The sequence below is a fragment of the Acetobacter pomorum genome, from assembly GCF_002738225.1.
Lineage (GTDB): Bacteria > Pseudomonadota > Alphaproteobacteria > Acetobacterales > Acetobacteraceae > Acetobacter > Acetobacter pomorum.
The window spans coordinates 154377-176187 of the sequence record NZ_PEBQ01000144.1 but is presented as its reverse complement, the minus strand read 5'-3'; the positions used below and the strand labels follow the sequence as shown (position 1 = coordinate 176187).

Below are 21811 nucleotides of genomic sequence, written 5' to 3'. Positions count from 1 at the left end.
TCGTGCCATGTTGATACTGGTTCAGGCAAGAACGCTTTTCTGACATGTGGGGATTTATGAATGATTGTTGACCAGAGGGTCGGGCTACGCATTATCGGAAAAGAAATTCTAGGTGTTATCCTGCTCATGGCTGGGTGGGATTTTATTGTTGTTATCCTTTTTCAGGTCTATCATCAGGAGTGGATGGAGCAGCCCAGCCTGCCGGTTTCCCTTATTGGTTCAGCACTGGCGTTGTTTATGGGATTCCGTAGCAACAGCGCCTACGCGCGCTGGTGGGAGGCCCGTACCCTATGGGGGGCCATTACCAACAACTGCCGCTCCTTTGGCCGACAGGCTGGCACCCTGCTGGGAGACCGGCATGATCTGATGTACGCTATTGCCGCTTACCCACACGCCCTGCGTATGGCTTTGGGTAAGGAAGATGCCTCGGCCGATATCCAGCGCCTGCTGCCCCCTTATATGCAAGATGCCATTGCCACTTACCGCAATAAACCCAATGCCATTTTGTATCAGATCGGGCTGGGGGTAACGGAAGAGGTTAACAAAAAGGGCATTGATGGCGCAGTACATGGGCAGATTGACCGCATTTTGTCTGACATTGCCAATGCGCAGGGCGGTTTGGAGCGTATTCGCAACACCCCGCTGCCCATGCAGTTTTCGGCTTTGCCGCGCACATTGGTGAATATCTTTTGCATTGTACTGCCCCTTTCCATGGTGCAGACACTGGAATGGATTACACCCCTTGGTTCATCTCTTGTGGGCTGCCTGTTTCTGGTGCTGGACAAAAGCGCAAATGATTTGCAGGAACCTTTTTCCGGCACACCACATGCGCTGCCCATGGCCACCATGGCACGCAATATTGAAATTGATGTTATCCAACCAACCGGAGACCCCACAGCCCCGCCTCTTGTTGCAATAAACGGTGTGCAATACTGAATGGCAGAACCGCGCTTTTCTCTTTTACAAGACAACGCCGTGGTTTTATGCTATAAGCTATAGCTATGAACACGTTCAGAGCACCTCCGAAAGGCGGCGTGACAGACGCCATGGCACGCACCGCTGCTGCTGCTACGGCAGCCCAGGCAAAAACAAAAGTAAAGGATGAAGATCCTTTTGAGGAAGGCGATGCCATTGTCTATGCCGCCCACGGCGTGGGCCGGGTAGACCGGATAGGGGTTGATGAAATTGCCGGAACAAAGCTGGAAGTGATCCAGATTTCCTTCCCCGGCAACCAGATGACACTGCGCATTCCGCTTAGCAAAGCCCGCAAGGCTGGCCTGCGCAAAATTGTCTCGCGCGAGATTGTGGATAAGGCCATGGCCATTATCAAGGGTAAGCCGCATGTCAGCAAAGGCATGTGGGCCCGCCGCGCTGTTGCTTATCAGGAAAAAATCAATTCGGGTGATCTGGTACAGATTGCTGAAGTGCTGCGTGACCTGCGCCGGAATGTTGATAGCCTGGATGGCAGCTTTAGCGAACGCAAGCTGTTTGAAGCCGCGCAGGAACGTTTTGTGGCCGAAGTGGCTGTTTTGGAAAAGAAAGACCCGACTGAAGTTCTGGAATCTCTGACAGCAGTTATGAAAGCTGCCTGAACCTTTTACATTCCGTTACTTTATACATTCAGGTTCATCACCCGGCATGATAGACTATCATGCCGGGTTTTTTCTTGCTTTCTTGTTTTCTCTCTCTTGTTATTCATTTTCTCCTTTAAACGATACCTCATCACATCATGAATACATCTGCTGCTTCTGCCCCCAGTCTGCCCGATCAGCTCACATTGCGGCGCGCACGTTCGGAAATTACTGCTGGCCATTTCAATGAAATGCTTGCCATTTTGGAGCCATTCAGCACCGGTGAGAGTGATCGGGCCAAGGCCCTGTACGCATATTGCCTTGCAGGAATCGGCCAACCAGAAAAAGCTGCAGAAATTCTGTGCGACATTGCTGCACGCCACACAGATACGGAGCACCCGTTACAAGAACTCAGCGACCTGATAGCTGAGCTGGACAAAAGGCCTCTGGCAGAAGCCGCATGCCGCGCCGCCCTTCAGCTTACGCCACATGATGCGCGTATTTATGATACCCTCGCCAATCTTTTGGTGCAGTGCGGCAAGTTTGATGAAGCCGTTAGCCTGCTGCGCAAATCTATTAGCTTGCGCCCCAACTGCATGCATTCCCATAACCTGTTGGCAATGGCGCTGCTTGAGCGTGGCAGTTTTGATGAAGCACTGGCACATCTAAGAGAGGTTTTAAAAAGCCAGCCAGATCATGCAGGTACCCTTTCCAATATCGGGTGCATGCTTGCAGGCAAAGGACAGCTGAACGAAGCGCTGGATTATTACCGACGCGCCATTTCACTCCGCCCCACAGAGCCGCAAATCCGCCTGAACCATTCCATTACCCTGCTTAAAGCGGGGCGCTACGCACAAGGCTGGATAGAGCATGAATGGCGCCTGCGCCTGCCCGGCCATACCAGCCTGCCCCGCAGCACGCTTATGCCATCATTAAACCCGGATATAGACATCCGCGGCAAACGGATCCTGATTACGCAGGAAGAAGGGCTTGGCGATACATTAATGTATCTGCGTTACATCAGGCCACTTTCAGACCGAGGCGCCATTCCACATTTATGGGTGCCTGAAACACTGGGAGAACTCTGCCGCCGCGTTGTTGGTGCGCAAATTGTGCAAGTGGGTGGCACTACGCCGGAATTTGACTGGCATTGCCCATTTATCAGTCTGCCACGTGTTTTTTCTGCCACGCCAGATGCCATGGGCGCACCCGTGCCCTATTTGCGGGCAGATACCCTAAAAATACGCGAAATGGCAGCACTGCTTCCTGCAAACAATAACCTGAATGTCGGGCTGGTATGGGGTGGCGCGCCCCGGCCCAATACAATTTCTCCACATATTGTGGACCGCAGACGTTCAATGAATCTGCACACTCTTGCACCGTTGGGAAATGTGAAAGGTATTAACCTCATCAGCCTGCAAAAAGGCCTTTATGCAGAGCAGATCCATCATCCCCCTCCCAACATGGTGCTGCATGATCCTACCGCGCACCTCCATAATATGGATGATACCGCCGCCCTTATCATGTCTCTTGATGTGGTGGTAACGGTTGATACCTCTGTGGTGCATCTGGCTGGCGGTTTGGGCAAGCCGGTGCTCCTGATGGACAGATATGATAACTGCTGGCGCTGGCTTAGCGGACGCACAGATAGCCCATGGTATCCAACCCTACAGATTATCCGCCAGACCACACCCAGAAAATGGGATGATGTGGCACAACGCGTGGCACAGGTTTTAGCTATTCTGGCAAAGCGTAAAAAATAACTTCTGCCAACTCTCTGGCAAACAAAAAGGCTACCTGAAAAAATATCCAGGCAGCCTTTTTTATATTTTAAACAGATACAAACAGATCAGCCTGATATTGCGCTGGCCTTTGCTGGAGCACTTTGCATTTTGGCTGGGCTTCCGCCCCCAATAACCTCAAACACACCCAAGGCCCGGCGCACACGGCCATCAGGCAGCAGGGTGAACGGGCCATTTACGCCAGAAAACCCTTCCTGCCGTGTTAATGCACTTGCCGGATACCCCGCAACTCCACTTTGTGCCACGGTTTTGGCCACATTGGCGGCATCGTAAGACAAATCCGCCAAGGGCTTGGGCATATGGTGGTTAACCGCCATAAAGCGCGAAACAAAAGTCTGACGCGAGGTTGGATCGGGTGCGGCATACCATGCCCCTTTAATGGCACCCAACTTGGTGGCAAATGCCGCCCACAAACCCGGCCCCATAATACGTACGGATGGCAGACTGATCTGGGTTTCATTCAGCGCCACAATCACATTTTTCAGGTTCAGGCCGGTATCACCCAGTAGCAAGGCATCAAACGGAGGCGCTTCCAGCTTGGGCGTTTCTGCTTTGGGCGCATCTGTTGGTGCAGGCGTGCTGCCATCCGTACCCAATGCTGCCGCCAGATTGGAAGGAAGCTTTTCTGCCGTTTTGGTGGCATCTGCATCTGTCGTGGCTGTATCTGGTGTGTACGGCGCGGGCTCAGTGCTGCTGCCTTTTGCAGCTTGCAGGCGCGTATCATAATTGGAAATATCACGCAGGCTTTGCGAAATACTGGCCGCAGTGCCGGAGTGATATACAACTGTTGGTTCCGGCAAGCCCTGATCATGGCAAGCAGACTGCAAACCGCTCCCCAAAGCATGGCCCAGTGGATTGTTGGGCAAAAGTGCCGCAAATTTACGCCGTCCATCCTGCCGCGCCTGTTCCACCAGACGTTGAACCTGATCTTCCGGCGTAATGCCCATAACCCACACACCGGCATGCGCCTGAGAGACATCACTGGTGAAGGCCAAAACCGGAATACCAGCAGATTGCGCAGCCGGTGCGGCAACTGCAGTATCACCGCTGGTCAGCGGGCCAAGCAGAATGCCGTCTCCAGCATTTACGGCAGCCGTGGCCGCGCCAGATGCGCCCCCTGTGGCAGCGGTATCATGCACATCCAACTGCAAACCAGTCGGATCAGTTGGTACGGTGGTGCCAACGGCAAGCTGTGCGCCAGCAAGCAATTCATGCCCCAGCCCCGCATTTGGGCCACTTAGCGGCAGCAGCACCCCAATTTTATGGCTGGCAACAGGCTTGGAAGCCCCACCTCCGGCAGAGGGAGACTGGTCTGCACAGCCAGCCAAAGCCATGCCCGTTATGCCTAACGCAGCCAGACCGGCCTTGCGCCATGTCTGTTTTCCCGCCAGACCTTGGTTGGAAAGCCCAGACAGGAGCGAACATGCACGCGTCATCATCAAGATCGTCCTCCACAAACAACCGGCCTGATGAACACCGCGACCGGACTTTCCCCCTCCATAGCGAAGGAAAGCCGCCAAGTCATGCGCCTTCTTCCCTCGGCCTTACCTTGGTGGCCACACCCATTGGCAATCTAGGAGACTTCAGCCCACGGGGTGCGGAAGCTCTTGCAAGCGCGGATCTGATTCTGTGTGAAGACACGCGCACCACAGCAAGGTTGCTAACAGAACGCAGTATTTCTGCCCGCACAGAAGCCCTGCATGAACATAATGAACGCCAGCGCATCCCCGGCCTGATTGCCCGCTTGCAGGATGGCGCCAATATTGCGCTGGTTTCTGATGCAGGCATGCCTCTGTTGTCTGACCCTGGTTTTCGGCTTGTACGAGCGGCCATAGAGGCCAATGTGCCAGTTACGGTTGTGCCTGGCCCCAATGCGGCGTTGACTGCGCTTGTGCTTTCTGGCCTGCCGCCGCATCCGTTCATGTTTATTGGCTTTCCGCCACCACGCTCATCGGCCCGCAAGGAAAGCTTTGCCAAGCTCCATGCGGCTGAGCGTGCTGGCTTGAGCGCCACCCTGATCTGGCACGAAGCCCCGCACAGGCTGGCAGACACTCTGGCCGACATGGCAGAAATTTTTGGCCCCACACGCCCCTGTGCCGTAGCGCGAGAATTGACCAAGAAGTTTGAGGAAGTACGGCGTGATACCGTAGGTGAGCTGGCTGCTTTTTACGCCACCACCCCGCCGCGCGGAGAAATAACCGTATTGCTTGGCCCAGCCGAGCCGGAACAGACATCTGAAGATGATCTGGACACCACCTTGCGCAGCCTGCTGGAAACACATTCTGTTAAAGATGCCGCAGCACTAGCGGCAACAGCAGCGGGCTTACCAAAGCGCACCGTTTATACGCGCGCGTTGGAACTGGCCGCCGAAATTAAGGCTGCAAAAAGCTAAAACCTATACGGCCCTAAACTGCGCTGCGGCTTCCCCCGCAGCGTGGCCGCTGGCCCATGCCCAGTGGAAGTTATAGCCACCCAGCCAGCCCGTAACATCCACAGCCTCCCCCACCATAAACAGGCCGGGCACAGCTTCTACCTGCATGGTGCGAGAGGAAAGCGCACGTGTATCCACGCCGCCGCGTGTCACTTCTGCCTTGGCAAAGCCTTCTGTGCCTGTGGGATGAAGTTGCATGTTCTGCGCACGCTGCGCCAAGGCCTGAATATCTTTATCTGCCCATTCCGCCATCGGGCGGTCAGATGCCTTTTGGGCCGCCAAAGCTGCAGCCAAACGCTGGGGCAGCCACCGGGCCAAAGCGGCTGGCGCCTTGGCCTTGGAGCCAGATTTTTTCAGCCCCATCAGCAATGCGGCCAGATCCTGCCCCGGCAGCATATCCACCTTTATGGCCTGACCAGCCTGCCAATAAGAGGAAATCTGCAACAAGGCGGGGCCAGAAAGCCCCCGATGCGTAAACAGCAAGGCTTCATCAAATGCTGTTTTGCCGCAACTGGCCCGCACAGGCAAAGAAACCCCGGCCAGTGTTTTCAACCAACCATCCTGAGGCTGATCAAACACCAGAGGCACAAGCGCGGGTTCTGGTTTGATAACGGGCACATCAAATTGCCGGGCTATATCATACGCAAAGCTGCTAGCCCCCAACTTGGGAATGGAAAGCCCACCCGTGGCCAAGATAACAGCCTTTGGCTGAAACTCACCAGCAGAACTCTCGACCCGGAACGCATCTCCTGACTGGCTTATGTGGCGAATGCGCGTGTCTGTAAAAATACGTACATCTGCTGCGGCACATTCCGCCAGCAGCATGGCCACAATATCCCGCGCTGAATGATCGCAAAATAACTGGCCCAGCTTTTTTTCGTGCCACGCAATGGAATGTTTGGCCAAAAGCGCCAGAAAATCTTCTGGTTTGTAACGGCTAAGGGCTGATTTTACAAAATGCCGGTTGGCAGACAAAAACCGGTCTGCCCGCATGTCCGTATTGGTAAAATTACAGCGTCCACCGCCAGAAATAAGGATCTTGCGCCCCACTTCCGGCCCGTGCTCCACCACCACAACCCGGCTCCCGCGCTGGGCTGCCGTTATGGCGGCCATAAGCCCTGCGGCGCCGCCGCCAATAACCAGCACATCTGGCGCGTGCCACGCCGCTTGGTGTTTCAAAAGATCAGAAATCCAGATTGGTATAGTATTCAGGCGGCGTAATGCCAGAAACCCGATCCGCCAGAAGTGGACGGAAACAGGGGCGAGACTTCATGCGTGCGTACCAATCCCGCACGGCAGGCACTTTGCTCCAATCAATATCGCCAATAAAATCCAGACAGGACAGATGCCCCGCAGCCGTAAAATCTGCCAGAGACAGAAAATTACCTGCAAGCCAGTTCCGGTTTTCTGCCAGATCATTCACGTATTTCATAAGCGGGCGCATGGCGGCATAGGCCTCACGCAGCGCAGTGCCATTCGGGTTGCCGCGCCCACTCAGGCGCTTCATCACCCGTTCATCAATAAACCGGCCAGAAACCTCACGCGCAAACAGTGTATCAAACCACGCCATCACGCGGCGTACTTCCACACGTTCTGCCAGCGTACGGCCCAGCAGCGGTGTATCGGAATATGCTTCTTCCAGATATTCGCAGATCACATACGAATCCGGCACAATCAGCCCGTTATCTTCCACCAGAACCGGCACATCACCTGCTGGGTTCATGGCCAGAAATTCGGGCCGGTGTTCCCATGCCCGTTCAATAATGGCCTCAAACGGCAGGCGCTTTTCCGCCAGTACAAGCCGAACAGTGCGGCTGGCAGGAGAGAGGGGAAAATGAAAGAGGGTACGCATGCCTGATGATTTATGCCATTGCCAGCCCCAGCGCCAGAGGGAAAACCGCATGAAAGCACATCAAATTCCTACCATCCCCTTGCCTTCATGCATCCAATGCGTAACAGGCACTTCCCAACTGCACCCTAACACCCCTATTCTGTGCATCTGTTATCCCTGATCTTTATCGAGAGCGGCTGTTCTTGTCCGGCACACATCCTCCACTCCCCCGTATTCGCATGTCTGGGCGCTCTTTTCTGGCGCTCACCCTCACGCCGGAAGCCCCGCTGGAAGATTGGCTGGTGGCGCTGGATCATCAGATCACGCGGTCTGTTGGCTTTTTTGCCGGCAAGCCCATTATCCTTGATCTGAGCATGATGCAGGCAGATACCCCCAACCTTGCCTTTCTGCTGCCTGCACTAAAGGAACGTGGCATCCGTGTGATTGGCATAGAAAACGGAGATCGCTCCTGGCCTGCCGTGGCAGAGTGGGAATGGCCCGAAAGCCCCGTGGGTGGCCGTTCCTCCGGCCCCATTACCGCCCCGGAAGAAAAGCCCGAAGGCCCGCCAGAGCCAACAACCCTTTTGGTGGAAGACCCCGTGCGTTCTGGCCAGCATATTGTCTGGCCAGATGGTGACATCATTATTCTGGGTGCTGTGGCTTCTGGCGCAGAAGTTTCTGCCGGCGGCTCCATCCATGTTTATGGGGCATTACGCGGGCGTGCCATTGCCGGCATTGGCGGGCACAGTAATGCCCGGATTTATACGCGCAATCTGGCAGCCGAACTTGTGGCCATAGATGGATTCTATGCTACGGCGGAAGAAATGGACCCCGCCTGCACGGAAAAACCGGCACAGGTGCTGCTATCGGGAGAGGCTCTTATCTTCCGTCCACTCCCATGAAAATTGTAAATAAAAAGAAAACGAACATGAAATAGACATTGGCAGTTTTCTTTTTAGGTACAGCTTGTCATGTTATCGGCATATAAGGTCATTCTGGCATCATCCAGATGGCTTCGCAAAAATATATAAAAAGGAATACTGATGGCAAAGGTTCTGGTCGTCACGTCAGGCAAAGGTGGTGTGGGTAAAACCACAACCTCCGCAGCCTTGGGAGCCGCACTGGCCAAAACCGGCCAGAAAGTTGTACTGGTGGATTTTGACGTCGGGCTGCGTAATCTTGATCTGGTGATGGGGGCAGAACGCCGCGTGGTGTTTGACCTTATCAATGTTATTCAGGGTGACGCCAATCTGGCACAGGCACTTATCAAAGATAAGCGGATTGATACCCTCTCCCTTCTTCCGGCCTCCCAGACACGCGATAAAGATGCCCTGACCCCCGAAGGTGTTGCCAAGGTTATTGATGAACTGCGTAAAAAGTTCGACTGGGTGATCTGTGATAGCCCCGCAGGTATTGAACGCGGCGCCCAAATGGCCATGCACCATGCTGATATGGCTGTTATTGTCACCAACCCGGAAGTTTCCTCTGTTCGAGACAGTGACCGCATTATCGGCATGCTGGACAGCACGACGGAAAAAGCCAAAAGTGGCAAGAAAATAGACAAGCATCTGCTGCTGACACGGTATGACCCGCAGCGCGCCGCACGTGGTGACATGCTGGCCACGGATGACGTGCTTGAAATTCTTTCCATTCCACTGCTTGGCATTATTCCAGAAAGCCCGGATGTTCTGAAAGCATCCAACGTGGGTGCCCCTGTAACCATTGCCGAGCCGGAAAGCCCCCCTGCCCGTGCTTATGCAGAAGCAGCACGCCGCCTGCTGGGTGAAAAAGTGGAAGTTACCATCCCAACTGAACGCAAAGGCCTGTTTGACTGGCTGTTCAAACGGAGAGTCTCATGACCTTCCTCTCCAATCTTTTTAAGCGCCGCTCATCTGCTCCTGTTGCGCGTGACCGGTTGCAGATTCTGCTGGCGCATGAACGCATCAGTGTGGGGGACGGCAAGGATGATCTGCTGGCCCAGCTACACCGTGAAATTATGGAAGTTATCAAACGGCACGTTGCGGTAGATCAGGACAAGGTACAGATCAAGCTGGACCGTGGCGCACATTGCTCCATGCTGGAAATTGATGTGGAAGTACCGGGCCTGTCTGACAAAGCAGATAACAAGGCCAAGAATGCCGCATCTGGCAAACCTGCGACAGGTGGCAAAACCAAACCGGCCTGATAACCGGGGCTGCGCAACCACAACGTAGCCAGATATAACATACAAGCCTGCCTGATCTTAAAGGTCTGGCAGGCTTGTGTATTTTACTTCAATTTCAAAGTGTTACTGGCTGTTCTTCTGGCAGCAATGGTTCCAGCCATTCTCTGGCCTGCCAGAAGTCATGGTGCAGTGCATCTGTTGCTGCATCAACATCACGCCTTTCAAAGGCTGCCAGAATTTGCAAATGCGGATGGGTCGGATCTGCTGGGCTCATGGTCGGCAGGCTATTGGCTGCCGCATAAATTGGCCCCATACGCGCCCACAAACCGCGGATCATTCCCACTGTAAACAACAGGCGGGAAAAACCTGCCGCAGTGCTGTGAAAAATGGCATTGGCCACAGCCGCGCCATGTGGGTCTGCATTTTCGTACGCCACAATAAAATCGTGGTGCTTTTCGCGCAGCAGCGCAACCTGTTCCGGCGTAATGTGTGTTACCAAATCTCTGGTCACACGCTGTTCCAGATCACCGCGCACACCATGAATTTCCAAAAACAGGGCGCGCGTTGTGCTTGGCACACGGGCTGTATTGCGCTCATCCAGTTCCAGAGCCTGTTCGGAAACCAGACGGAGCAGCGCTTCACGGACCGGGGTTGGGCTTAACCCCAGAGATGTTGCAAGGGGGCGCAAAACCAAACGTTCACCACCTTGATAATGGCAGTAAATCAGCCTGTCACGTATCTGCTGGTAAGCATAGGCCGCAAGAGCGCCCCGTGCTTCACCTCGTCCTTCGGGTCGCAGGTTGTTCCACGCCTGTGGTGCTTGTATTGTTGTCATTATGCGTGTGTCATCTGCCTGTTAAGAAACTGTCTGTAAGGGCCATCCTGCCGTTCAAGTTGTGCAGGAGAACCATCCTCAATAATCCTGCCTTCCTGCATCACAACGATTCTGTCAAAATTTTGTAATGTGGAAAGACGGTGCGCAACAGCAATAACCGTACGGCCAACCATCAATCTGTCCAGTGCCTGTTGTACGTGCTGCTCACTTTCTGTGTCCAGAGCGCTCGTGGCTTCATCCAGAATAAGAATGGGGGCATTGCGTAAAAATGCACGCGCTATGGCAATGCGCTGGCGCTGGCCACCAGACAGTTTAACCCCTCTGTCCCCCACAATAGTGTCAAACCCTTCAGACAGTTCCTCAATAAACCCGGCACATCCAGCGGCAGCTGCCGCAGCACGCACTTCTGCGTCTGTGGCATCCGGCCTGCCATAGCGAATATTTTCCATAACAGACCGATGCAACAAAGAAACATCCTGCGGCACAATGGAAAGGCAAGCTCGCAACGCATCTTCCGTCAGATCACGAATATCCTGATTATCTATCAGAACGTTGCCAGACTGCACAAAACGCATACGCTGCAACAAAGCCAACACCGTACTTTTGCCAGAGCCGGAACGCCCGACCAGCCCCACACGGGTACCTGCCTGAATATGCAGGTTAAAATGGTCCAGCACCGGCGCACCCCCCGGATAGGCAAATACCACATCCCGAAACTGCACATCCCCCAGCACAGGGCCTTTCAGAGTTACGGCATTTTCTGCATCCGGCATGTCATGCGGCACCAGAAGCGAGGAAAGCACCTCGGATAGCCGCGCATTGTGCTGAATTGTTTCCACCATGGACAAAGCCAGATCCCGCGTACCATGCAAAATGGCAAAGCCCAGCGTAATAATCATGACCACCTGCCCAACCGTTGCCTGCTGCCACTGCCACAGCAATACAGCCCAGATCAGCAGCCCGGTGGTGAGCACGGCTGTTAGCAATGCATGGATCATCCGCAGCTTTTCCATGTACCGCAAAGACTTCAGGCGTTCTTCCATTTCCCGCTGTGTCAGGGCGTTAAAACGCTCGCGCTCACGGTTGCGCATACCAAAGGCCCGCACCAGCGCAATATTGCCCATAACATCCAGCGTCTCACCCTCCAGCCCAGCGGCAGCAGCTGCGTAATCCCCGTGCAGGGCACGTCCCCTTACCGCCAGACGGAACATGAGAAAACAAAGCCCGATGGCCAAAACCACCGTCACACTGCCCATAATGGTGCTGACAGACAACATCAGCACAACAGAAAGCAACACATTCAGGCTGGGCGGCAGCACACTCCACGCCAGCAGATTTTCTATGGTGAAACTGACATTCCCGGCTGTAGCAATGCGTGCTGCAAGAGATGTGGGCATACGGTCTGCAAAATAAGCCGGAGAATGGCCTGTTAGAAACCGAAACAGATCCTGCCGGATATCCCCCGTAACAGCCACAAAAGTACGGGCGGCAAACCAGCCGGCAATACGCCACGAGATATTGTCTGCCACAATCAGGCCAATCAGCACCCCAACGGCAGACCAGACGGCCATAACATCCCCCGTGGGGGATGTGCCTGTCATCAAATCCACCAGATGGCGGATTCCGTTGGAGGAAAGCACAATACAACCAATGGCCAGCCCAACAGCCCCAAACACCAGCGCGTGCCCCATGGGCCGATGCCGCATGTAACGCAGCAAAAACGCCACGGGCCGCCCTGCATATTGGGGCAGCTCCGTATCTGGCACCGTTATAACAGGCTCAGCAGAATGTATCTGCTGTTGCGCACCATGAGGCATGGCCTGAGCGTGTGTTTCTTTTTCCGCCGACACCGTGTTTGCTTCCGTTTCTGATTGAGCAGAACGCACGCTCTGTTCACCTAAGCTTGAATTTTAAGGACACCAAAAAGTGCTGTGAGGCCCGAACACGGCGGCATGATGGCAATGCCAGCTGGCAAAGTACTGCAATTACGGGAAAATTCTTGCACCATTCAGCCAGACGCGCCCCAAAAAGCATTACGGAATGACGCAAACGCCTGTTATAACCATAAAAACTCCGTGATGTAGGGAACCTTTGCAGATGCACTTTTCTTCACTTTTGGTGTTGCGTGTATAGCATTTTCCCACCAAAGCTGCTTACTTCATTTTAAATTATTATAGTCAGATATATCATTCTCAAGACATAAGAAGCGCCTGTAACATTTTGATATTAAAAGATTCTCTTTATTTTGTTACATTTGGGAATCAACATTTTTTGCTGTTTGTTCCCTATCAAACAGCCGCGAACTCCCTACCAATGTGCTCAGTTTTCCTGCATCCTTTCATCTCAAGCTCACAAAGCTGCTGTCTTTTCGCGCCGTATTGACGGCGCGAAGTCTGATCCACAGTAAGAGAGAGCAGGTTTTTAGGGGAGCACAGTTTTATGGCATCGGGAAAAAAGGCGCTGGTTGCCACGGTTATGGCCGCATCGGTTGCTGGTTCGCCCACCATGCTGCCAAAAGCTGCTCTGGCTGATGATTACAGTGATCTGCTGGATGTGTTGCGTGCCAAAGGCAGCCTGACCAAGCATGAATATGATACGCTGCTGGCCAAACATGTGCGCCACGCGGCCTCCCCCGCGCAGACCGAGCGCGCATCTTCTGGCGGTAGGGGTGGCTCTGGTTCCGCACGCTCGGCAACATCCGGCGCACGCCACCGGCTGGTAGCCCATGCTGGGGGGCATGGCACGGGCGGTGATGAATACGAACCCGGCATTAAGTTTGACCCCGGCGCAGAAAATTCTGGCATGCGGGCTGAAAGTGCCGCAGAACGCGCAGAAGCCAGCGCACGCTCGGCAGAAGAAGCAGCCAAATCCCTTAAGGGCAATGATGTGGTGCGGGTGGCAAAATATGTGCCCGGCAAGGGCCTTACCTTTATGGCGGGGCCTATCAACATCAATCTTTCTGGCTTTGTGAACGGATTTTACACCTATAACAGCCCCGCTGGCGGGCAGGCTGTGGCGGGGGGTGTTTCCACTGGTTCCAGCGGGTTTGATTCATCAGCAGTACGTAACGGTCTGTTGCCTGCCGGGTTTGTGCTCAAGCTTAGCACTGTTCAGCGCGGCATGGATATTTCTGCTGTTTTGGGCATGTATCCGGGCATTGATAACGCCAAGAACGGGGCCTTTAACGCCAACACGGGCGGTAGCCCCGTTGGGCTTGGCACAGCGGGTATCGATCTGCGTCAGGTTTACGTCACGTTTGGCAATAAAAATATCGGCACATTCAAGGTTGGGCGTGATCTGGCACTGTTCGGCTCCGATGCTATCCTGAATGATGCCACGCTGCTGAGCGTAGGCGCATCGGGCAACAATGCTGCTCCGGGCAACACATCTTTAGGCCGTATTGGCGTGGGTTATGTGTACGCAGATTGGATTCCACAGATTTCCTACGCCTCCCCCACAATCCATGGTTTCCAGGGAACCGTTGGCATCTTCCAGCCGCTGGATGAATTCAACTTTGCCGGGGGCGATCTATCGTCTTCATCCGAGCACCATTCCTCTCCCATGATTCAGGGCAAGGTCACCTACGATTTCAAGTTGGGTGAAGTGCAGACACGGATCTGGGCCAGTTTTCTGGTACAGCACCAGCAGGCCCTACAAAGCAATTTGCTGAATACGGATAGCCGCAAGGGTGTAACGGCAGAAGCCGGAGACATTGGCACCAAAGTAACCTATGGCCCGCTTGAAGGCGTTGCCTACTACTACCGCGGCAGTGGGCTGGGCACGACGGGGCTGTTTTTTGATGGTGTAGGCCAAAACGGCCGCAAGCGCGCCTCTGAAGGGTATTATGTGCAGGGGGCCTACCATGCCACCAAAAGGCTTAAGCTGGTGGGCAGTTATGGCGTAAGTAACCTGTATCAGGCCCCGGGTGAAAACAGCCCGACCCTTGTGCGGCGCAACCAGTCTGAAGTGGGGGCTGTATTTTACCAGCTTACGGATTGGCTCAATCTGGTGGGCGAATACACGCATACATCTTCTGCTGCGCATGGCCCTTACAAGGAAAGCGACAACACGGCTGCCGGTGGTGTGATTCTTCTTTTCTAGGAATCTGGCGGAAACCGAAAAAAGAAAACGCAGGTTTTCCCAGCGTTTCCGCCAATAGAACTGTCACTTTTCAAGAAAAACCGGGCTAAAGCAACACGCCGCCACCGGCTTTATGCATGACAAGGCTGTTGCCTCCCGCACAGGTGAAGTAGATAACAGACGTATGACCGTCCGTTCACTTCAGTCTTGGCTGAAATCGCGTTTCCTCACGCTGGACAGGTATGTGTTCCACCAGCTTATGGTGGCACTGCTGGCAACCACCGGGGGGTTGGCCGCGCTCATCTGGCTTATGCAATCTCTGCGCTTTGTCTCTCTGGTAGTGGACAGAGGGCTTTCCCTGCGTGTGTTTGTAGAGCTGACAAGCCTGCTCATTCCCTCCTTCGTGGCCGTGGTGCTGCCCATTACCACTTTTGTGGTCAGCCTGTTTGTGTATCAGCGCCTTGCGGGGGACCGGGAGCTTACGGTTATGCAGGCGGCCGGGCTTTCGCAATTTGCGCTGGCCAAAGCCGGGCTGGGGTGTGCACTTATGGCCACTATGGCAGGTTTTTTGCTGAACCTCTGGATTGTGCCCACATCCTACCACGCCTTCCGACAGTACGAATTTGATATCCGCAACAAGATGGCCGCATTCATGCTGCAAGAAGGCGTGTTCACCAAGGTTTCGGATGCGATGACGGTGTATATCCGCTCCCGCAGCCATGATGGCACGCTGCACGGCATTATGGTGGAAGATGATCGGCAACCGGGTAATCAGGCCACAATTCTGGCCAATCATGGGTCCATGATGATCGTGAATGATACCCCACGCGTGATCCTGTATGATGGTTCGCGGCAGGTGATCGACCACAAGACAGGCCGCCTGAACATGCTGATTTTCAAGCAGGATTCCATGGACCTGTCTTCTGCACACCAAGAAGATGCCCGCTTTCGGGATGCGGCTGAAATGTCTTTGGGGGAATTGCTGCACCCGGACCCCCAAGAAGTTTCCGTGCGTGATACAGGCAAATTTAAGGTAGAAGGCTGGCGCCGTCTGACATCCCCCCTTACCTGCTTTTCCTTTGCCATGGTGGGGTTGATGGCTGTGCTGCGGGGCGCTTTTTCGCGCTACGGCAATATCAAGCGGCCCCTTGCCGCAGTGCTTGCTGTGGTGGGGCTGCTGGCCATTAACCTGTTGCTGCAAAATCTGGCCAGCCGCAACATGGCCCTTATCCCGCTTATTCCGCTTGTGGCATTGCTGCCGGGGCTGATATGCGCAGGCGTGCTGTTTATTCCGGAAATGCTGGCAGACCGCGCCGCTGCCCGCCTGACACAGAACTGAAGGGGCTTTCGGCCTGATGATTGTTGCCGTTACCCTCTCTCGCTATATTGCGCGGCAGTTTGTGTTTTCCGTTGTGGCGATGATCGCCTCTCTCACCGGCATTGTCTGCCTGTTTGATTTTATTGATCTGCTGCGCCGCGTGGCCACCAAGCCAGATGTTTCCACCAATGTGGTCACAGAAATTGCAGCCCTGCATGTGCCCTATTTTGCCACGGAAATTCTGCCCTTTGGCATGCTGTTGGGGGGGATTGTCTGCTTCTGGCGGCTGACCCGCTCTTCCGAACTGATTGTGGCACGTGCGGCTGGTATTTCCGCATGGCAGTTTCTAACGGCCCCTGTAGCCTGCGCCATGTTGATTGGCGCCATTTTCACTACTCTAATTTCTCCGGTTTCCTCTTCCATGTACCGCCGGGCAGAAGAACTGGATCAGCAATATCTGCGCACGGGCGGCGGCCCCCTCAGCCTTTCCAGCGGATCATTGTGGCTACGGCAATCTGATGCCCAGTTTGACCCCCACGGTGTTGCCATGCTGCATGCGCGCGGTGTGCAACTTAAGGATGGGTTGCTCCGTATCCGTAATGTGAGCGTGTTCCGCCTTGATCACCAAGACAGGCTGATGATGCGAATCGAGGCGCCTGAGGGGTATCTGGGAACATTGAAATGGATTTTAAACGATGCCTCCGTCGTGCGCCCCAATGATCTGCTGCACCCCGTCGGCCAGATTGATCTGCCAACAGATTTAACGGTCAGCCGTGTGCAGGAAAGTTTTTCTTCCCCCGAAACATTATCTGTCTGGGCGCTGCCGGGCTTTATTTCCTTGCTTGATCGCTCCGGTTTCTCTTCTATTCGCCATCGTATTCATTTTCAGTCCCTGCTGGCATTGCCCATGCTGGCAGGCACTATGGCACTGGTTGCGGCGGGTTTTTCCATGCGTCCATCACGGCGCGGGGGCGTTGCCCGCATGATCGGGTCTGGCGTTGCGGCTGGTTTTCTGCTTTTCACCGTATCCAAGGTTGCAGAGCAGTTCGGGAATTCGGGGGCACTCCCGCCGATGCTGGCTGCATGGGCGCCTACACTGGCCGGGTTGTGTCTGGCTGTTTCGTTGCTGCTTCATCTGGAGGATGGCTGATTGACCGTGGCCCGCCGGCCTTTCCGCAGCCCTTTGCTGCGCCGTCGTTCCACCCTGAGTGCGGCAACCGCATTGGGGGGCATGGCCGCGTGTCTTTTCATCAACCCGCCCAAGCACGCGCACGCGCAGTTCCGCCCACAGGTGATGCACCTTGATACCGGACGCCCGACATCTCCGGATGAACCCGCAACCTTTCAGGCTGACCGGGTTGACTACAACGATGTTGAGCACACCGTTACCTGGACTGGCAATGTGCAGGTATGGCAGGGCGACCATGTGCTGCGGGCAGACCGCATTGTATATGACCGCGATACCGGCGTTATAGCCGCGCGCGGCAACGTGGCCACCATCCAGCCCGATGGTTCCGTGCTGTACACCCATTATGCCGAACTTTCTGGCGGCATGAAGGATGGCATCATGATGCACGTGAACGCCACCATGCAGGACAACGCCAAACTGGCGGCAAACGGGCTGCGGCGTACGGCAGGCAAGATCAATGTCATGAGCCGCGCTGTTTATACGGCCTGCGAAATTTGCGAAAAAGACAAAACCCGTGCGCCATTCTGGCAGTTCCGCGCCTATGACGCCACGCAGGATCTGGAACACAAGAAGATTGATTTCCGTGATGCCTATCTGGATATTCTGGGCATTCCGGTTATCTACCTGCCCTATTTCTCCATGACAGATCCTTCAGCAAAACGGCACAGCGGGTTTCTTATGCCCGGCATTACACCGCATGACCGTTATCTGGGCACGTATTTCACCATCCCCTATTACTGGGTGATTGATGATCAGTCCGATCTGACTGTGCAGGGTCTGTTCTCCACCAAAACAGGGCCGCAGATCAGCGCGCAGTACCGAAACTTCTTCAACTTCGGCAAGATCAACATTCAGGGCGGTCTGGCTTACGATACGCATCGCAGTAACAGTTACACCAACGGCTTTGGTGATGATGTGGGCCGTGGCGGCAACCATGGTGTGCAGGGCTATCTGTTTGCGCGCGGCCAGTTCTCCATAGACAAGCACTGGCGCGCCGGGGCCAATATCAACCTTGCCACCTCTGCTGACTATATGCGCGATTACCGTGTGCAGGGTTATGGGTCTGATACCCTAAACTCCAACGCCTATATTGAAGGCTTTGGCACTGGCGCCTATACGCGTATTGATGGGCAATACTATCAGGGCCTGAACAAAGGTGTTATTCACAACACCGATCTGCCGTGGGCGCTGCCACGTTATACCTACAGCTTTGTGGGCCAGCCCGATGCATTGGGCGGCCGCACCAGCGTAAACACCACAGATTTTTACGTGTATCGTAAAAACGGTGCTGCGGATCAGCGCGGTGAGTTGCAGCTGAATTGGGATAGGCTGTGGCGCTCCCGTCAGGGCCAGCAGTTCCTGCTTACTCTGCGGCTTGATTCCATGGTGTACCGCGCCCGCAAGCTGTACCAGCAGCCCAATTACTACAATACAGCACGCACAGTTGTAAGCGGGCAGGTTCTGCCAACCATCGCCCTTAAAACAAACTGGCCGTTTGTACGCTCGTTTGAACGGGGACGTGGCACCCAGCTGATTGAACCCATTGTGCAGGCCATTTATGCCCCCAACACCGGGATGGGTTCAAATGACATGATTCCGAACGAAGACAGCATGGCCTATGAATTTACGGATTCAACGCTGTTCTCACTCAACCGCTATCAGGGCACGGACAGGCTGGATGGCGGCCTGCGCGGCAATGTTGGGGTGCATGCCAACTGGACATGGGATGGCCATGAAGTGGACCTGCTGGCCGGGGAAAGTTTTCAGGAACATATCGAGCATGACCGCCTGCCCTATTCCGGGCTGGATCATCATGCCTCGGATATCGTAGCGCGTGCCCGCGTTTCACCCAACGAGTATTTCGACTTCAACGCCCGTATGCGGCTGAACCCCTATACCGGCAAATTTGACTTTGGTGATGCCCTGTTCAGCGCCGGGGTACCACACTTCCGCATCCGTGGCGGCTATGTGTATGAGCCAGTTACACCCTATTACTACTACGCCACCAACTATCGCTCCTATAACCCGAACCAGCTCTACACTGTCCGCACGAATGAAATCAGTGGTGGTTTCTCCTCCGACTGGGACAACTGGCATCTTTCCGCTTTTGCCCGCCGCAGCCTCTCCCGCCATGAATTTGTTTCTCTGGGTGGAGATATTGGGTACACGAATGACTGCTTCGGCCTCGATTTCATGTATCTCAAGCAGTACACCACCATTGGCGGGCAGCAGCGTAACTCCACCTTCCTGTTCACCGTTAGCCTGAAAACGCTTGGGTCTTTCGGTCTTAAGTAAGAACTGCTTCAAAAATGCCTCGCGCTCCGGTATCAGGGAACGAAGTTCCTGATCTGGCAGAAAGCTGAAAGACTGTTCCGTATGCGCCTGCGTTCCCTTGCACTGGCCTGTTGTTCCCTTGCCGCGCTTTCTGTTCCGGCCCTAAGTGGCGCACCTTATGCGCAGGCCGCTACACGCCATACCTCCAGCGCAACAACACAACAGCAGACAGCAGCCCCTGCGCAGCCCGAACCGGATGACATGATTCTGGCTGTTATCAACAGTATTCCGCTTACCAAGCGTGACGTTGATAACCGTGGCAAACTGTTTGCCCTTTCCACCGGCCTGCCGCTTACGCCTGATCTGATGGAACGGTTGCGGCCCCAGATTATCCGCCAGCTTATTGATGAACGCCTGCGCACACAGGAAATTCTCAGCCGCCATATCAATGTGCCGCCAGAACAGATTGCAGGCGCCATTACCAATATTGAGCGCCGCAACGGCATGCCTGAAGGGACACTGCGCGAGCACCTTGCGCAGGATGGTGTTTCCCTCACCACACTGATCGACCAGATCCGTGTGCAGATCGGCTGGATACAGGTGCTCAGGCAGGAACTGGGCGCGCGCTCACGCGTCTCTGCGCAGGACATTGCCCAACGTCAGGCTGCGCTCAAGCGTGAAGACGGCCGCACGGAATATGAACTGGCCGAAATTTTTGTAAAAGTGGAAGATCCCCGGCACGATCAGGAAGAGCTGGATTTCACCAACACGGTTATTCAGGAACTGCATAAGGGCGCACCCTTCCCCATTGTGGCGGCCCAGTTCTCCCAAAGTCAGACAGCGCTGGACGGGGGCTCCATGGGCTGGGTGCAGGAAGATGAACTCGACCCTTCTGTGGTGCAGGTTGTACGGCAAATGCCTGTTGGCGTTGGGGCTATCTCCAACCCCATCAAGGTACCGGGTGGCTATGTGATCATCACGCTTAACGGCAAGCGTGTAATCGGGCATGAAATGGGCCACCTGATTACCATTCGGCAGGTGTTCCTGTCCTTTGATACACCGCTGGACCCGCAGCATATTACGCCGCAGCAGGAATCCACCCTGCAAAAAGCCATGCAGGTGATCCAGAACACCCATAGCTGCACGGAAATGGAAGCCCTTAACAAGGCAGAAGGTGAAAAACGCCCCACAGATCCGGGTGAAATGCCGCTGGAACGCCTGAACCCGCAAATGCAGTCTCTGCTGGCTGATCTTCCCGAAGGCAAGGTATCGCGCCCGCTGGTCTCGCGCGATGGGATTGACCTGTTGATGGTCTGCACCAAAAAGGAAAAGAACTTTTCCAACCGCTCGCCCAGCGAAATTGCCGACCAGTTGATGAACGAACGTGTGGAACAGGCTGCCCGCCAGTTGGATAGTGACCTGCACCGCCGCGCCATTATTGACAAGCATATCAAACTGAAGGGGGTATAAGGCCCTGTCTGCCCCATCTCTGGAAAGCCTGCGCGATGTTATCCATCGGCATGGGCTGGATGCGCGCAAAGCCCTTGGCCAGCACTTTCTGCTTGATCCGGGTGTTACAGAACGCATTGCCTCATTGGCCGGCAACCTAAAAGGCCGCCATGTTGTAGAAGTTGGCCCCGGCCCCGGTGGGCTGACACGGGCTTTGCTGAACGGCCCTGCAGAATCCGTAACAGCAGTGGAACTGGATAGCCGTGCAGTACTGGTAATTCAGGAACTGGCCAGCTTTTATCCAAACCGCCTGAAGGTGGTGGAAGCCGATGCATTAAAGTGTGACCTCACACAGCTTTGCCCCGCACCCCGCCAGATTATTGCCAACCTGCCTTACAATGTGGCCACCCCGCTTTTGGTTGGCTGGCTTAGGCAAGGGAACGCGTGGGAGCGGCTTACCCTGATGTTTCAGCTGGAAGTGGCTGAACGCATTTGCGCCGCCCCCAACAGCCAACATTACGGACGTCTGGCGGTGCTGGCCCAATGGTGTGCAGATTGTGCCATTGTCATGAAGCTGCCGCCGGGTGCCTTTTCACCGCCTCCAGCCGTGTGGTCTGCCGTTGCCAGCATTACACCTCATGCCCAGCAGCCTGAGCCAGCTCTTTTCAAAGCAATGGAACGCGTTACGGCAGCCGCCTTTGGGCAACGGCGGAAAATGCTGCGCGGGGCCCTAAAAGGACTGAATGGTGAGACGCTTTTGGCTGCGGCGGAAATAGACGGCACGCGCCGCGCGGAAACTCTGGATATTGCAGAGTTTGACCGCTTGGCACGTGCGCATTTTGCCTTATCAGCGCAATAAATCTGAAG

Annotated in this window: 18 protein-coding genes; 13 read left to right on the top strand and 5 right to left on the bottom strand. The window is 54.8% G+C overall.

From position 1 onward, the window contains the following. Positions 1–60 precede the first annotated feature (60 nt). The 3 genes from CSR02_RS10975 (at position 61) to CSR02_RS10965 (ending at position 3334) form a co-directional block, all read left to right on the top strand. Entirely contained in the window at positions 61–936 is an 876-nt protein-coding gene (locus tag CSR02_RS10975; protein WP_042786686.1) for a bestrophin family protein, read from the top strand. A gap of 65 nt (positions 937–1001) precedes the next feature. Further along, positions 1002–1592 (top strand): CarD family transcriptional regulator, encoded by a 591-nt coding sequence (locus tag CSR02_RS10970; protein ID WP_006115983.1) that lies wholly within the window; start codon positions 1002–1004, stop codon positions 1590–1592. Between the two features lie 137 nt (positions 1593–1729). Next, the gene (locus tag CSR02_RS10965; protein WP_099541647.1) at positions 1730–3334 is read left to right on the top strand and encodes a tetratricopeptide repeat protein; all 1605 of its coding nucleotides are present in this window, start codon (positions 1730–1732) and stop codon (positions 3332–3334) included. 86 nt (positions 3335–3420) lie between these two features. Here CSR02_RS10965 and CSR02_RS10960 read toward each other — a convergent pair whose 3' ends face one another. Next, positions 3421–4809: a penicillin-binding protein activator gene (locus CSR02_RS10960; protein WP_099541646.1), complete on the bottom strand. Its 1389-nt coding sequence runs from the start codon at positions 4807–4809 to the stop codon at positions 3421–3423. Between CSR02_RS10960 and rsmI the strand changes: the two genes are divergently transcribed. Further along, a complete protein-coding gene (gene rsmI / locus CSR02_RS10955; RefSeq protein WP_099541645.1) occupies positions 4797–5765 on the top strand; it encodes a 16S rRNA (cytidine(1402)-2'-O)-methyltransferase in 969 nt (322 codons plus the stop codon). The genes CSR02_RS10960 and rsmI overlap by 13 nt on opposite strands. Before the next feature lie 3 nt (positions 5766–5768). On the opposite strand, the gene CSR02_RS10950 is transcribed toward rsmI, so the two are convergent. Both CSR02_RS10950 and CSR02_RS10945 read right to left on the bottom strand, forming a co-directional pair. Next, entirely contained in the window at positions 5769–6983 is a 1215-nt protein-coding gene (locus CSR02_RS10950; RefSeq protein WP_099541644.1) for a BaiN/RdsA family NAD(P)/FAD-dependent oxidoreductase, read from the bottom strand. A gap of 4 nt (positions 6984–6987) precedes the next feature. After that, positions 6988–7707 (bottom strand): glutathione S-transferase family protein, encoded by a 720-nt coding sequence (locus CSR02_RS10945; protein WP_183172561.1) that lies wholly within the window; start codon positions 7705–7707, stop codon positions 6988–6990. A gap of 131 nt (positions 7708–7838) precedes the next feature. Here CSR02_RS10945 and minC point away from each other — a divergent pair, with 131 nt between their 5' ends. The 3 genes from minC to minE all read left to right on the top strand — a co-directional run bounded on the left by minC (position 7839) and on the right by minE (position 9820). After that, positions 7839–8537: a septum site-determining protein MinC gene (minC, locus tag CSR02_RS10940; protein WP_042786689.1), complete on the top strand. Its 699-nt coding sequence runs from the start codon at positions 7839–7841 to the stop codon at positions 8535–8537. Positions 8538–8678: 141 nt separating this feature from the next. Next, positions 8679–9494: a septum site-determining protein MinD gene (gene minD / locus CSR02_RS10935; RefSeq protein ID WP_042786690.1), complete on the top strand. Its 816-nt coding sequence runs from the start codon at positions 8679–8681 to the stop codon at positions 9492–9494. Continuing rightward, the gene (gene minE / locus CSR02_RS10930) at positions 9491–9820 is read left to right on the top strand and encodes a cell division topological specificity factor MinE (protein WP_042786691.1); all 330 of its coding nucleotides are present in this window, start codon (positions 9491–9493) and stop codon (positions 9818–9820) included. The genes minD and minE overlap by 4 nt, the downstream gene beginning before the upstream one ends. A gap of 94 nt (positions 9821–9914) precedes the next feature. Here minE and CSR02_RS10925 read toward each other — a convergent pair whose 3' ends face one another. Then, on the bottom strand, positions 9915–10634 hold the full coding sequence (locus CSR02_RS10925) for a GntR family transcriptional regulator (RefSeq protein ID WP_099541643.1): 720 nt from the start codon (positions 10632–10634) through the stop codon (positions 9915–9917). After that, positions 10634–12484 (bottom strand): ABC transporter ATP-binding protein, encoded by a 1851-nt coding sequence (locus tag CSR02_RS10920; RefSeq protein ID WP_099541772.1) that lies wholly within the window; start codon positions 12482–12484, stop codon positions 10634–10636. Before CSR02_RS10920 ends, CSR02_RS10925 begins: the two co-directional genes overlap by 1 nt. A 589-nt stretch (positions 12485–13073) precedes the next feature. On the opposite strand from CSR02_RS10920, the gene CSR02_RS10915 reads away from it, so the two are divergent. The 6 genes from CSR02_RS10915 (at position 13074) to rsmA (ending at position 21803) form a co-directional block, all read left to right on the top strand. Then, entirely contained in the window at positions 13074–14735 is a 1662-nt protein-coding gene (locus tag CSR02_RS10915) for a hypothetical protein (RefSeq protein WP_099541642.1), read from the top strand. 112 nt (positions 14736–14847) lie between these two features. Continuing rightward, positions 14848–16053: an LPS export ABC transporter permease LptF gene (gene lptF, locus CSR02_RS10910; protein ID WP_042786694.1), complete on the top strand. Its 1206-nt coding sequence runs from the start codon at positions 14848–14850 to the stop codon at positions 16051–16053. Between the two features lie 16 nt (positions 16054–16069). Then, positions 16070–17182, top strand: coding sequence for an LPS export ABC transporter permease LptG (lptG, locus tag CSR02_RS10905; protein WP_099541641.1), 1113 nt, complete (start codon positions 16070–16072; stop codon positions 17180–17182). 6 nt (positions 17183–17188) lie between these two features. Beyond that, positions 17189–19516 carry an LPS-assembly protein LptD gene (locus tag CSR02_RS10900; RefSeq protein WP_042786848.1) on the top strand — a complete coding sequence of 776 codons (2328 nt, stop codon included), beginning with the start codon at positions 17189–17191 and terminating at the stop codon, positions 19514–19516. Positions 19517–19597: 81 nt separating this feature from the next. Next, positions 19598–20965, top strand: a complete 1368-nt coding sequence (locus CSR02_RS10895; protein ID WP_042786696.1) for a peptidylprolyl isomerase — start codon at positions 19598–19600, stop codon at positions 20963–20965. A gap of 4 nt (positions 20966–20969) precedes the next feature. Next, positions 20970–21803: a 16S rRNA (adenine(1518)-N(6)/adenine(1519)-N(6))-dimethyltransferase RsmA gene (gene rsmA / locus CSR02_RS10890; RefSeq protein WP_099541640.1), complete on the top strand. Its 834-nt coding sequence runs from the start codon at positions 20970–20972 to the stop codon at positions 21801–21803. The last annotated feature ends 8 nt before the right edge of the window (positions 21804–21811 follow it).

Excerpts from the sequence above, each read along its gene's own strand:
- CSR02_RS10975 (WP_042786686.1), top strand. The coding sequence starts at position 61 with ATGATTGTTGACCAGAGGGTCGGGCTACGCATTATCGGAAAAGAAATT.
- CSR02_RS10970 (WP_006115983.1), top strand. The coding sequence starts at position 1,002 with ATGAACACGTTCAGAGCACCTCCGAAAGGCGGCGTGACAGACGCCATG.
- CSR02_RS10965 (WP_099541647.1), top strand. The coding sequence starts at position 1,730 with ATGAATACATCTGCTGCTTCTGCCCCCAGTCTGCCCGATCAGCTCACA.
- rsmI (WP_099541645.1), top strand. The coding sequence starts at position 4,797 with ATGCACGCGTCATCATCAAGATCGTCCTCCACAAACAACCGGCCTGAT.
- CSR02_RS10960 (WP_099541646.1), bottom strand. The coding sequence starts at position 4,809 with ATGACGCGTGCATGTTCGCTCCTGTCTGGGCTTTCCAACCAAGGTCTG.
- CSR02_RS10945 (WP_183172561.1), bottom strand. The coding sequence starts at position 7,707 with ATGCGGTTTTCCCTCTGGCGCTGGGGCTGGCAATGGCATAAATCATCA.
- minD (WP_042786690.1), top strand. The coding sequence starts at position 8,679 with ATGGCAAAGGTTCTGGTCGTCACGTCAGGCAAAGGTGGTGTGGGTAAA.
- minE (WP_042786691.1), top strand. The coding sequence starts at position 9,491 with ATGACCTTCCTCTCCAATCTTTTTAAGCGCCGCTCATCTGCTCCTGTT.
- CSR02_RS10925 (WP_099541643.1), bottom strand. The coding sequence starts at position 10,634 with ATGACAACAATACAAGCACCACAGGCGTGGAACAACCTGCGACCCGAA.
- CSR02_RS10915 (WP_099541642.1), top strand. The coding sequence starts at position 13,074 with ATGGCATCGGGAAAAAAGGCGCTGGTTGCCACGGTTATGGCCGCATCG.
- lptF (WP_042786694.1), top strand. The coding sequence starts at position 14,848 with ATGCATGACAAGGCTGTTGCCTCCCGCACAGGTGAAGTAGATAACAGA.
- lptG (WP_099541641.1), top strand. The coding sequence starts at position 16,070 with ATGATTGTTGCCGTTACCCTCTCTCGCTATATTGCGCGGCAGTTTGTG.
- CSR02_RS10895 (WP_042786696.1), top strand. The coding sequence starts at position 19,598 with ATGCGCCTGCGTTCCCTTGCACTGGCCTGTTGTTCCCTTGCCGCGCTT.